The sequence below is a fragment of the Nitrosopumilus cobalaminigenes genome (genome assembly GCF_013407145.1).
GTDB lineage: Archaea > Thermoproteota > Nitrososphaeria > Nitrososphaerales > Nitrosopumilaceae > Nitrosopumilus > Nitrosopumilus cobalaminigenes.
Genome location: NZ_CP026993.1, coordinates 1,387,848 through 1,399,615 on the forward strand (window position 1 = coordinate 1,387,848; position 11,768 = coordinate 1,399,615).

Below are 11,768 nucleotides of genomic sequence, written 5' to 3' on the forward strand. Positions count from 1 at the left end.
ATAGATATGGATTTTCATGTTTTTGACTCATATGTAAAAGCAAAAGATGGACATACAATGCATTTTGATGTTGTAACTGACAATAGTGATGTTGAAAAAGCAATAGGTTTTGCAAAAGAATGGCTAAAATCAATTGGGGAAGAATCAGCAATAGTCACTACAAAAGAATGTAAGTTTTGTCATACTCAATCAGTTCCAGAAGATATGGAAATTGAAATAATGACAGATGGATATTCTATTTCAAAAATGGAAGGATGTCCAAATTAATTTGAATTTACGTCTAGAATTCCTTGTGAAATAAGATATTCAATTGCAACTAATAGTTCATTTTCTGAAATAGTTTCATCTGCATACCAGACAAAAATATCGTGAACCCATACAGGAATTTTAGATTCAGTTTGCTCAGAATTATCAATTTGTAATGATTCTACCTGCGAATTATTTTCAGATTCTTCTTCTTGTATTTCAACTGGAATTGGTATTGTTTCAGTCGAATTTTGGATAAATAATTCAGGCATACTTGATTTGATTACAGAAAATGTAGATGTTTTTTCACTTGTTCCAAATTCTGAAAAAATTCTCATATCATAGTATCCTACAAGAGATTCTTCATCTGCATCAGGTTCAAGATAATGTAAGATTTGAACAGTAAACAAATCATCATCTACAAATTTTGGAAAAATTTCAGTTGTTTTGATTATTTCACCATCACTTGATCTAATAATTTGCATGAAATGATATCCATCTTGAGGATTATAGTTTTGTATTTGAATATTAGCTCTAATCATTTGGGAATTTTTATCTAAATCTATCGTGTCTCCTGAAAGAAAATCAATTGTGACAATAGGTAATTCTTCATTACCATAAACTGTATTAATTTGTAATAGTAAAATAAATGAAAAAAGTACGAATGAGATTTTTGGGAATAATTTTTTCATAATACTGAATAAATTTAATTAGATATATCTACAATCTACAATTTTTTTGACAAAGAGATTCCAAATTGGAATAATACATCACAACATACAGGCGCCAAAAACACCTGCTGAATCACCTAATTGATTTTTCAAAATTGGCGTATCAACTAAATCTGAGAATACTTTACTGTGAACGGATTCTTTTCCTTCAGTATACAAAAAATCAATATTTGATAATCCACCACCTAAAACAACAGCATCTGGATCTAAAATATCAATTACGTTTGCAAGACCATACCCAAAATTTTCTAAAAATTCATCTTTCCATTTTTTTCCATTTTCATTATCTAAATCCATAATAATTTCTGGAAGTATTTTTGATTCTCCAGTTAATTTTTTCCATTGATTTTCAAGTGCAGGACCACTAATGTAGGTCTCCACACATCCACATTTCCCACAATAGCACGAATTGCCCTCACGATGAAGTGTATGATGCCCCCATTCTCCTCCTATGTTGGTTCTTCCTGGGTATAGTTTTTTATCAATTACAATTCCACCACCTACACCTGTTCCTAAAATAACACCAAATACTAAATCAAAATCTTTAGCAGCACCCATTGTTGCTTCAGCCATTGCAAAACAATTTGCATCATTTTCCATAGAAATTTTTTGGTTAAGATTTTGTTCTAAATCTTCTTGGAATGATTTTCCAATCAGACATTGAGTATTGCTGTTTTTGATCAACCCAGTTTGTTTAGAGATTGCTCCAGGTGTACAAATTCCAATGGAATAGTTTTCTACATTTTTAGATATTTCGTTTACTAAAGATGTAATTGAATCTAAAATTTTTTGATAATTATTTTGAGGAGTTTGAATTCTTTTTTTATTAATTACTTTTAGATTTTCATCTATCAGAACAGCTTCAGTTTTTGTACCACCTAAATCTATACCAAGTTTGTACATCAGTTATTAACAAAAATTAAAACGCTTAAGCTTTATCTAAAATTTTAGCCCATTGGAGGCATACCGCCGCCACCTGGAGCTCCAGATATAGCGATAACATCATCGATTCTAAGAACCATACATGCTGCTTCAGTTGCAGATTTGATAATTTGTTCTTTAACTACAATTGGTTCGACCACATTGATTCCCATCATATCTGCAATCTTCATATTTTTAGCATCAATTCCAGTCCATTTTTGACCTTGGTTTTGTTTTGCTCTAAGGTTAGCCATAGTATCAATTGGATCCATTCCAGCATTTTCAGCAATAGTTAGAGGAATTGTTTCTAGTGCTTCTGCATATTTTTTAATTGCAAGTTGTTCTCTTCCATCAAAATTATCAGCCCAATCTTTGAGTAATGAGGCTGCAAATGCTTCTGGAGCACCGCCACCGGCTACAATTGCTGGTTTTTCAATGACATCTTTTACGACCATCAAAGAATCATGAATTGAACGGTCAACTTCATCAATTACTCTTTGTGTTCCACCACGAATTAACATGGTAACAGACTGTGGATGTTTGCATCCTTCAATGAACACCCATTTATCAGACTCAACTTTCTTTTGGTGAGCTAAATCTGCAAGACCAAGATCATTTTCTGAAAGATCATCAAGATTACTAATTACACGTCCGCCAGTAGCTTTTGAAAGTTTAATCATATCACTTTCTTTTACACGACGTACTGCCATAATTCCATATTTTGCAAGATAATGTTGTGAAATATCATCAATTCCTTTTTGACAGATTAAGACATTAACTCCTACATCATGTAATTTGTCAACCATAGATTTTAGCATTCTATTTTCTTCTTCTAAGAACATCTGCATTTGTGTTGGATCAGTAATTCTGATTTCGGAACTTAGTTCAGTTTTTTCAATTTCTAATGCAGAATTTAGTAATGCAATTTTTGCTTTCTCAATTCTTGTAGGCATTCCACTATGAACAATTTCTTTATCCAAAACAATTCCTTTTACAATTTGTGTATCATCAATTGAGCCGCCTGCTTTCTTTTCAACTTTGATATTTTCAAGATCAACAGAATAAGTGTCACCTTTCTTTGTAGCAATACTAAGAATGGCATCAACAATAATTTTTGAAAGGAATGAACTATCTTCAGAAATTAATTTTGATTGCATACTAGTTGTGGCAATTTTTAATAGAGATGCTTTATCATCAGGTTGAATTTTCTTTGCCAGTTGAGAGTAAATTTCAAGTGTTTTATCGGATGCTGCTTGATATCCATCAATAATTGTTGAAGAATGTACATCTTTGTTTAGAAGATCCTCTGCTCTTGCCAATAGTGCACCACCAAAAATTACAGAAGAGGTTGTACCATCTCCTACTTCATTATCAACAGTTTTGGAAATTTCAACCATCATTTTGGCTGCGGGGTGTTGAACATCAATTTCTTTTAAAATTGTGGCACCATCATTTGTAATTGTAACGTCACCTAAGGAATCAACTAACATTTTATCAAGGCCTCTAGGTCCAAGACTGCTTCTAACTAATTGTGCAACTAATTTTGCGGCTGCAATATTGTTTTGTTGAGCATCTTTACCTTTTTGTTGTAAAGCACTCTCTTTGAGTACTAATACAGGTCCATTTGGTCCTTGTTGAATTGATGCCATTTAGATTCAGCTTCAATCCACTAAATCCCCCTTTTTAACATTACTTACTTGATCGGTGAAATGTAGCTACGTTTTTTCACATCAACAATTCCCCCAGAAAGTATTCTTACTGAGGGTAAAGCAAGAAAAGGCAAGAATAAAGGAATTAAATGAGGTCGAGAAAATTTTGAACCAGCATCTACAATTGTAGTATTAATTTTTTCAAAATTAGATGAGACTTTTTCAAAAGAATCAGTTGAAATAATTCCTCCAAGCTGTAATGGAAGCGAAGCAAGAACTTTTCCAGATTTAACTGCCACAAGTCCTCCTTGATTTTTGATTAGATGGTTGGATGCTATTGCCATATCAGAATCATTTGAACCTATTACAATCATGTCATTTTCATGAAAACTCCATGTTGAAGCAAAAGCTCCTATATCTGCTCCAAAATTTTCAAGAAATCCAATTGAATGTCTATTCGTTCCATGAATTCTATCAAATGCTGCAACTTTCCATATATCAGAATCTAAGGAAGCAGCTACATTGCCATCCTTTGAATGGAGTTCAGTCGAACCCAATTTTGTAATTATTTCAGTTTGCATATAGATAGTATTTGCAATTACATCTTTCTTTTTGGATTTTATTAGAAAATCATTTTTTGAGAAATTTTTTAATTTTACAGTTTTTTTAATCCAAGGAGAAATTATTTTCTTTTTGATAGGAGTTACAATTTGCCCATTAGATACTACAAGTTTTCCTCCGACGAATACTTTGTTTGGTTTGAATGATTTCAAGTCATCAAAAATTAGAATATCTGCTAATTTTCCAGGTGCGATTCCACCAAGATCTTTACCCATATTATAATAATCAAAATTATTCTTTGATGCCATTGTAATTGCATCAATTGGTTTTAGACCAAGTTTAATTGATTCACGTATACAATGATCAATATGTCCAAATTTTGAAATATCAAGGGGATCAAGCCCATCTGAACAAAACATCAAACGATTAAGATATGTTCCATGGGACAAAACACGTGGAATGATTTCTTTCAAATCACGTCTAATGGAACCTTCTCTAATCATTATCCACATTCCTAAACGTAATCTTTCTAAAACTTGATCAAAATTAATTGGTTCGTGACAAGACAACACTCCAGATGAAACATATGCGTTAAGTTTTTTTTCACTTGCCCCAGCAGTATGTCCATTAATTATACAATCACATTCCAACATTGCTGAAAGCGATTTCATAGTTTTTGGTTCACGTAAAGTAACTTTAGTCCATGAAAAAACTTCTCCCATTCCAAGAACATGAGGATGTTTAACTGCAGATTTTTCTTGTTGTAAAGTTAAGGATTTACTATTACTGAATTTTCCATCTACAGGTAAACCGCCTGGAACTACTTGAAAGATTCGGAGGGGGAGATTTTCACCAAGTTTAAGAAATTCATTAAAACCTCGATTACCGGCAACGCTAACAATATCAATTGGATCAGAAAACAGAGATGTAACGCCACAAAGTAAAGCCTTTTTTGCAAATTCAGATGGTAATACAAATTGATCAATATGCAAATGAGGATCTGCAAATCCAGGACTTGCATATTTCCCTTTTACATCAATTGTAATAGTCTTGGGACCAACTGTATGTGATGCATCAGGACCAACATATGCAATTCTATCATTTACAATAGCAATCTGAATTTTTGGAATAATTTCTCTAGTATAGACAGATAACAAATTGCAATTTTTTAAAATGAGATCGGCCTTCTTATCACCCATCGCTACGGAGTTTAGATTAGAGATCGAATTAGCTAGGCTCGAAGTCACGTTTCTTTATTGGATTTTGCGCCTATTATAGATTCAATGCTTAAATTACGGATGGAGAGGTTTTGTTGATATGAACATCCCTAAGGTGATCCGAAAGTATTGTGCCAAATGTAAAACACATACTGAACAAAAGGTCTCCATTTACAAGGCTGGAAAAAGACGTGGTTCTGCAAGAGGTGAACGTAGACACGCAGAGCGTAAACAGGGATATGGTGGACAGAAATTCCCAAAATTAGCAAAACCAGCCAAAGTTACAAAGAAAGTTACTCCTCTTATGACATGTACAGTTTGTAAAAAGAAATACAATAAAAAAGGCGTTAGAATTAAGAAGTTTGAGTTGGTAGCAGCATGAAGAAAGATCACGTCGAAATTCCAAAACCTTCAAGTAAGTTTCAAAAAGTCAATTGTAATGAATGTGGTGAATTGCAAGTAGTTTATTCACATGCATCAACACAAATTGCATGTAATTCTTGTGGCAATACTATTTCAGAGCCAACAGGATCAAAAGCCCTGATAAATGGTAAAATCTCAGGTAGTGCTGAGTAAGTTAAAATCTTCTTTAGAATTTAGATTAAAAGCAATTCTCTTATCATCAATTATAATATAATTTTCTTTTAAATTATTTAATGATGAAATCTTTTTTGAATTAATCAAAGAAATTCCAGTATAATGACATTTTTGGTTATCAAAATCAACAGTGTATGTAGATTCCATACCAAGTGAAGTTAAAAATTTGTTAGTAACAAGAATACTAGTCCAAATATTTTTAGGATCAAAATGACTGATAATGTTTTGGATAATTTCCATATCTAAAAGCGGTAAATCTCCAGAAGTAACTAAGACTGCATCATCAATAATTTTTAATGCAGAATTAAGATCTTCCACATAACCAAGTCCAGAAGTATCAAAGGTTTCAACATTATTTTCTTGGAGTAATTTTTTTGTTTTAGGAGAATTAGAACTTGTTACAGCTAAAATTTTTGAAAAAGAATTTGAATTCTGTAATGAATCAATTACATGAAGAATTACAGGTTTTTTGTATTGAAGTAATAATTTTTCTCCATCTAATTTCATTCTAGTACCTTTACCACCTGCCATTACAAGACCAATCATATTGAAACAAACACCATCAAAGAAGCCAATCGCGTAAATTCATTTGTTGCACCAAGTACATCACCAGTGATTCCACCAAAACTACGAGTAGATATAGCCAATAAAAATAATGTAAGAATAATAGTTACTCCTAGCATTATCAGTCCTGTGGTTTCACCAATTACTATCACAGGAATTATCATGATGAGAAATGCAGCTGAAAGTTTTTTCTTGTCTTTCATGAATACAACAAAGGGGGAATTCGAGCCTAGTGAGGCAGATTTGCCTAAACTGGCCATCAATACCATCGAAAATTTTGCTAAAATTTCACTAATCAAAATTGCTTTAAACAAATCAAACCCACTAGTAAGTGAAATAGTAATAATTAGTCCAACAAAATACAATACAATTGCAACAATTCCTGCAGACCCAGTAGAAAGATCTTTCATAGCCTGAAGTTTTTTTTCTTTAGTGCCCTTTACCATGAGACCATCTGCAAAATCAGCCAAACCATCTGCATGATGTATGCCAGTTACAATTGCAATAGATGCAACAACCAATAAGCTAACTAACAAGGGTTCTAAGATGAAAGATAATCCAAATCCTAAAGAACCAATCAATAAACCGATTACAATTCCAACTATCGGAAAAACAAACATGTATTTTGCAATATTATCTAAAGTAGCATTAGATGAAGGGAAAATTGTTAAAAATGAAAAAACAGATCCAATTTCTTTAAGCATGAATCCACCATCCAATTATTGATAAAATAGTAATTATTGGAATAGTTACAATTCCAAAAAACAGGACAGAAGTAAGTTTCATAATGGATATTGCAGAATGCACGTGATCTTTTGTTAGAATTATTTCACCATCACCTAATTTGTAATGATTAATTTTTTCAAATTTTGTTTCAAGTGCTCCAGCTAAAGCAGCCATTGGATATCCTGCATTAGGACTTTCTGTATTCTTACCATCTCTGATCATTATTTTATAAGATTCTCTCCAATTTTTTTGTAAAATTGCAGCTGAGATGATCATGATTAATCCAGTAAGTCGAGATGGGATATAATTTAAAACGCTATCACAAGATGCTGCAAACCAACCAATGTTTTTGAAGATATCTGTTTTGTAGCCAATCATCGAATCCGCTGTATTTACTACACGATAGACAAATGCGCCAGGCAATCCCAATAAAGCATAATAGAATAATGGACCAGTTATCCCGTCGACAGTATTTTCACTGATACTTTCAAGCACGCTTGAAAGAATGTGATTTTTGTCTAAATTTTTGGTATTTCTCTTAACAATCATCGAGAGATGAGTTCTGGCCACATCAAGGTTTTGTTCATCAATAGATTCCAAAACAGAAATTGCATGTTTTTCCATTCCACGAATAGCAATGGTAGTTTTTAGTAAAACACCACCAATAATTACTGAAACAATTAATGAAATAAAATCAACAGTAAGTAAAGAGATTCCAATATCCAATCCAAAAAGTAACAAGATAACTATTCCAGAAGTAATTCCTACAACACACATACCACCAAATTTTTCTATAATGGGATGATCATTTTTTACAAGAGGCGTTAATTTAGCAATTAAAGAACCAATCCAAGCGGTTGGGTGATATTTATTTTTAGGATCTCCAAATTTAAAATCTAACAAAATTGCAAACCCCACTACAAGTAAAGACTCTATAATCATTGTAACAATCTCTCAATAGAGTTTATGTCAATGTTGGATTTCACAGTTTTTGCCAATTCATTTAATTCATCATCAATTTTTGAAAGGTTTTTCTTAGTCCATTGAATTTCTTTGGGATTTGCATGAAGAGAATCTTCTTCTGGTAAATCCAAATTCATTAATGGAATAGTTCCCATAACAGGAATTTTTGTAATATTTTTGAGTTTTTGAAATCCAGGTTTTAAAACTTCTAAATCTCCTCTGAATTTATTAAATACAAAGCCTTTTACAAGTTTTTGATATTTTTTTTCAATTAGAGCCATTGTTCCGACAAGGCTAGCAAAAGATCCACCTTTGTCAATATCTGAAACTAATAATACTGAAGCATTTGCCTTTTGAGCAATTTTCATATTTGCAATATCATATTTTTGTAAATTGATTTCTGCAGGAGAACCAGCACCTTCTAGAATTACTAAATCATTATTTTTTTGTAATGTTTTTAGAGATTTTGTTGCAATTTTAATTCCTTCATGATTAACAAATTTTTCATAGTAATCTTTTGCATGCATTTTCTTGTATCGTTTACCATTAAGATAGATAACACTATTGTAATTACCGACAGGTTTTAGTAAAATTGGATTAAGATCAGGAGTAATTTCACATCTTGAGCCCATAGCCTGAATAGCTTGAGCACGAGATATCTCAAATTTAGGCGTGACATATGCAAAATTAGACATATTTTGAGACTTGAATGGTGCTACACGATATCCTTTATCAGAAAAAATTCTACATAGTGCAGCCACTATTGTTGTTTTACCTGCACCAGACGATGTCCCCTGAATCATTAAAGATTTCATCTAATCTTCTCCAGAGCTTTTATTAGTTTTAGATTATCTTTATGGGATTTAACAGCAATGCGAATATAATGATTGTTTAAACCTCTAAAATTTTTACAATCACGGACTAAAATTTTCTGTCCAAGTAATTTTTTTTGTAAATTTGTTGAATTGTTTTTGGTTTTAATTAGAATAAAGTTTGTAGATGACTTGTTACAATCAAAACCATTTAATTTACTGATTTTATTTGTCAAATAATTTAATTCTTTTTTAATTATTAAATTAGATTTTGTAAGATGTGATTTATCTTTAAGGGCAATGTTAGCTGCATCTTGAGCTAAAGAATTTACGCTCCATGGAATTTTAATTTTTTGTAATATTTCTATCATATATTTTGAGGATACAGCATATCCAATTCTTATTCCGGGTAACGCAAAAGATTTAGTCAGTGAACGTAAAACAAAAAGATTGTCATATTTTTTAACATATGAAATTACAGATTCATTTGATTCTGGAACCATTTCAATAAAACATTCATCAACAAATACAATTGTAGAAAGTTTTTTTGCTTTTTTAATAATTTGAAGTAATTGATTTTTTTCTAATAGTTTTCCTGTAGGATTATTTGGGTTACAAATAAAAATACATCCATTTTTTGGAATCATTGAAATGAATTGATCAAGGTTCTCTGACAGATTCATTGTTTTAAAATATAAGATTTGAGAGTTGTTTAGTTTAGCTGCTGTTTCATATTCTTGAAAAGTTGGAATCGGAATCAAAATCTTCGTTTTTTTAGATAAAAATGCAAAACAAAAATTATAGATTATTTCAATTGCACCATTTCCAACTAAAATGTTTGATTTTTCTAATTGTGTGTATTTTTTTAGGCTCAAAATAACTGATGATGAACTATAATCAGGGTAATTTTTGATATTTTCAATATTTTTTTTAAGAATTTTTTTTACTGATGTTGGAGTTCCTATTGGTGAAATATTTGAGCTAAAATCAATGATGTTAGAATCAGTGCTCTGAATAGTATTTTTTCCACCATGGATTACCGGAATATGTCTAGTGATGGAGGATTTTGTTCGTATTTTCACAGTTCCAAATAGAATTTGCCGATTTAGTATGTTGTGGTAATCCAGAAAACGATTATTAATTGAAGGCGATCATGATTGAGTTATGGGCAAGAAAAGAGTAGCAATTATCGGAGTTACAGGTTCAGTAGGTCAAGAATTTGTACAGTCATTAAATAACCATCCATGGTTTGAAGTGACTCAAATTGCTGCATCTGAACGTTCAGCAGGAAAAAACTATCTTGATGCAATAAAAGATGCAAGTGGAATAGTAGCATGGGATGTAGGTGGTGAAATTCCAGAATATATCAAAAAAATGACAGTTAAAAAAATTGACGAATTAGATGTTTCTCAATTAGACTTGGTGTTTTCAGCAGTTGAATCAGTAGCTGCTAGAGACATAGAAACCAAGATGGCAGCAGATTTGCCAGTAATTTCAACTAGTTCAGCCTATAGATATGAAGATGATGTACCAATTCTAATTCCAGGTATTAATGACGAACAAACAGAATTACTTGAAACTCAAAAGAAAAACAGAAATTGGAAAGGTTTTGTAGCACCATTACCAAATTGTACCACAACAGGTTTAGCAATTACACTAAAACCATTACTTGAAAAATATGGAGCAAAAAAAGTCATGATGACTTCTATGCAAGCAATCTCAGGAGGTGGTAAATCCGGAGTTTCAGCAATGGGAATTACAGATAATATTCTTCCATACATTCCAAAAGAGGAAGGAAAAGTAAGATTAGAAACAAGAAAAATTCTAGGTAAACTAGTAGATGGAAAAATTGAAGATGCAGATATTAGAATCAGTTGTACTTGTACTAGAGTTCCAGTAATTGATGGACATACTGAATCAGTTTTTGTTGAGACTACTGAAGAAATTGATCCATCAAAGGCTAAAGAAACCTATGATCAATGTAACAAAGACATTTCAGTAGCAGGATTACCATCAGCTCCAGAAAAATATTATGCATTTCATGAAGATCCAACTAGACCTCAACCAAGAATGGAAAGAACTGTTGGTGATGGAATGACTACAACAATTGGAAGAGTTGAGAAAGAGGAATTGTTTGATAATGGTTTGAAATACATGTTGTTCTCACACAATAAAAAAATGGGTTCAGCAAAAGGAGCAGTATTGTTAGCAGAGATGTTATACAAAAAAGGCAAGATTTAGAGATTTTTTTGCAATTTTTTCAATAATAACTTTATAAGATCCAGAAATCTAGAACGACTCAGGTGTTTTAGACGGCAAAAGTTGATGACCTAGATTTACAAATTTTATCAGAATTATCCAATGATGCCTCAATTTCTGTTCCTCGTTTATCAAAAAAAATCAATGTTAATTCCTCTGTAGTATATTCAAGAATCAAAAGATTAGTGAAAAGAAAACTAATTGAGAGATTTACAATTGTTGTCAATGACGCAGAACTTGGCTATAACGTCAAGGCATTAACTGGAATTAATATGGATACAAAAAAACGAGATCACATTATTGAAGAATTATTCAAGATTGATGGAGTAAGAGAGGTTGCAGAGGTTACAGGTAGATTTGACATTCTAGTAACAATGTATTCTAAATCATTAGATCAGATGCATAAAATGGTCTCCGAACGAATTGGCAGAATTGAAGGAATTCAATCTTCTGAATCATTTATTGAAATGAAATCACGAATGAAAGCAATGCCATATATGCCATCAAAGGATAGTGACTAAT

Annotated in this window: 14 protein-coding genes; 5 read left to right on the forward strand and 9 right to left on the reverse strand. The window is 31.8% G+C overall.

Features of this window, described 5'->3' with window-relative positions; genetic code table 11:
* Positions 1-6: 6 nt before the first annotated feature.
* Positions 7-267 (forward strand): DUF2024 family protein, encoded by a 261-nt coding sequence (locus C5F47_RS08525; protein ID WP_179360645.1) that lies wholly within the window; start codon positions 7-9, stop codon positions 265-267.
* Here the strand turns inward: C5F47_RS08525 and C5F47_RS08530 are convergent.
* The 4 genes from C5F47_RS08530 to C5F47_RS08545 form a co-directional block, all read right to left on the reverse strand.
* Entirely contained in the window at positions 264-938 is a 675-nt protein-coding gene (locus tag C5F47_RS08530; RefSeq protein ID WP_179360646.1) for a hypothetical protein, read from the reverse strand. The genes C5F47_RS08525 and C5F47_RS08530 overlap by 4 nt on opposite strands.
* Before the next feature lie 78 nt (positions 939-1,016).
* Entirely contained in the window at positions 1,017-1,880 is an 864-nt protein-coding gene (locus C5F47_RS08535; protein WP_179360647.1) for an ROK family protein, read from the reverse strand.
* A gap of 44 nt (positions 1,881-1,924) precedes the next feature.
* The gene (gene thsB / locus C5F47_RS08540; RefSeq protein ID WP_179360648.1) at positions 1,925-3,547 is read right to left on the reverse strand and encodes a thermosome subunit beta; all 1,623 of its coding nucleotides are present in this window, start codon (positions 3,545-3,547) and stop codon (positions 1,925-1,927) included.
* Between the two features lie 44 nt (positions 3,548-3,591).
* Positions 3,592-5,307 (reverse strand): adenine deaminase, encoded by a 1,716-nt coding sequence (locus tag C5F47_RS08545; protein WP_179360649.1) that lies wholly within the window; start codon positions 5,305-5,307, stop codon positions 3,592-3,594.
* Between the two features lie 118 nt (positions 5,308-5,425).
* Between C5F47_RS08545 and C5F47_RS08550 the strand changes: the two genes are divergently transcribed.
* Positions 5,426-5,707, forward strand: a complete 282-nt coding sequence (locus C5F47_RS08550) for a 50S ribosomal protein L44e (RefSeq protein ID WP_014964306.1) — start codon at positions 5,426-5,428, stop codon at positions 5,705-5,707.
* Positions 5,704-5,901 carry a 30S ribosomal protein S27e gene (locus C5F47_RS08555; RefSeq protein ID WP_179360650.1) on the forward strand — a complete coding sequence of 66 codons (198 nt, stop codon included), beginning with the start codon at positions 5,704-5,706 and terminating at the stop codon, positions 5,899-5,901. Before C5F47_RS08550 ends, C5F47_RS08555 begins: the two co-directional genes overlap by 4 nt.
* Here the strand turns inward: C5F47_RS08555 and C5F47_RS08560 are convergent.
* Genes C5F47_RS08560 through cobD form a run of 5 tightly spaced genes read right to left on the reverse strand, consistent with a single transcriptional unit; the run spans position 5,884 to position 10,069 of the window.
* Positions 5,884-6,468 carry an NTP transferase domain-containing protein gene (locus C5F47_RS08560; RefSeq protein ID WP_179360651.1) on the reverse strand — a complete coding sequence of 195 codons (585 nt, stop codon included), beginning with the start codon at positions 6,466-6,468 and terminating at the stop codon, positions 5,884-5,886. The two genes, C5F47_RS08555 and C5F47_RS08560, sit on opposite strands and share 18 nt — an antisense overlap.
* Complete coding sequence (gene cobS, locus C5F47_RS08565) at positions 6,465-7,190, reverse strand: adenosylcobinamide-GDP ribazoletransferase (RefSeq protein WP_179360652.1); 726 nt, start codon at positions 7,188-7,190, stop codon at positions 6,465-6,467. Before cobS ends, C5F47_RS08560 begins: the two co-directional genes overlap by 4 nt.
* Positions 7,183-8,154, reverse strand: a complete 972-nt coding sequence (locus tag C5F47_RS08570) for a cobalamin biosynthesis protein (protein ID WP_179360653.1) — start codon at positions 8,152-8,154, stop codon at positions 7,183-7,185. Before C5F47_RS08570 ends, cobS begins: the two co-directional genes overlap by 8 nt.
* Complete coding sequence (locus tag C5F47_RS08575) at positions 8,151-8,990, reverse strand: cobyric acid synthase (protein ID WP_179360654.1); 840 nt, start codon at positions 8,988-8,990, stop codon at positions 8,151-8,153. The genes C5F47_RS08570 and C5F47_RS08575 overlap by 4 nt, the downstream gene beginning before the upstream one ends.
* Positions 8,987-10,069, reverse strand: a complete 1,083-nt coding sequence (gene cobD / locus C5F47_RS08580; protein ID WP_179360655.1) for a threonine-phosphate decarboxylase CobD — start codon at positions 10,067-10,069, stop codon at positions 8,987-8,989. Before cobD ends, C5F47_RS08575 begins: the two co-directional genes overlap by 4 nt.
* Positions 10,070-10,151: 82 nt before the next feature.
* On the opposite strand from cobD, the gene asd reads away from it, so the two are divergent.
* Together asd and C5F47_RS08590 are read left to right on the forward strand one after the other, a co-directional pair.
* A complete protein-coding gene (asd, locus tag C5F47_RS08585; protein WP_179360656.1) occupies positions 10,152-11,228 on the forward strand; it encodes an aspartate-semialdehyde dehydrogenase in 1,077 nt (358 codons plus the stop codon).
* A 203-nt stretch (positions 11,229-11,431) separates the two neighbouring features.
* Positions 11,432-11,767 (forward strand): Lrp/AsnC family transcriptional regulator, encoded by a 336-nt coding sequence (locus C5F47_RS08590; protein ID WP_425489565.1) that lies wholly within the window; start codon positions 11,432-11,434, stop codon positions 11,765-11,767.
* Position 11,768: the final 1 nt, after the last annotated feature.

Bases quoted from the DNA above. Each gene is read 5' to 3' on its own strand.
- cobS (WP_179360652.1), bottom strand. From the start codon at position 7,190: ATGCTTAAAGAAATTGGATCTGTTTTTTCATTTTTAACAATTTTCCCT.
- C5F47_RS08555 (WP_179360650.1), top strand. From the start codon at position 5,704: ATGAAGAAAGATCACGTCGAAATTCCAAAACCTTCAAGTAAGTTTCAA.
- thsB (WP_179360648.1), bottom strand. From the start codon at position 3,547: ATGGCATCAATTCAACAAGGACCAAATGGACCTGTATTAGTACTCAAA.
- C5F47_RS08575 (WP_179360654.1), bottom strand. From the start codon at position 8,990: ATGAAATCTTTAATGATTCAGGGGACATCGTCTGGTGCAGGTAAAACA.
- C5F47_RS08535 (WP_179360647.1), bottom strand. From the start codon at position 1,880: ATGTACAAACTTGGTATAGATTTAGGTGGTACAAAAACTGAAGCTGTT.
- C5F47_RS08530 (WP_179360646.1), bottom strand. From the start codon at position 938: ATGAAAAAATTATTCCCAAAAATCTCATTCGTACTTTTTTCATTTATT.
- C5F47_RS08560 (WP_179360651.1), bottom strand. From the start codon at position 6,468: ATGATTGGTCTTGTAATGGCAGGTGGTAAAGGTACTAGAATGAAATTA.
- C5F47_RS08570 (WP_179360653.1), bottom strand. From the start codon at position 8,154: ATGATTATAGAGTCTTTACTTGTAGTGGGGTTTGCAATTTTGTTAGAT.
- C5F47_RS08545 (WP_179360649.1), bottom strand. From the start codon at position 5,307: ATGGGTGATAAGAAGGCCGATCTCATTTTAAAAAATTGCAATTTGTTA.
- C5F47_RS08525 (WP_179360645.1), top strand. From the start codon at position 7: ATGGATTTTCATGTTTTTGACTCATATGTAAAAGCAAAAGATGGACAT.
- asd (WP_179360656.1), top strand. From the start codon at position 10,152: ATGGGCAAGAAAAGAGTAGCAATTATCGGAGTTACAGGTTCAGTAGGT.
- C5F47_RS08550 (WP_014964306.1), top strand. From the start codon at position 5,426: ATGAACATCCCTAAGGTGATCCGAAAGTATTGTGCCAAATGTAAAACA.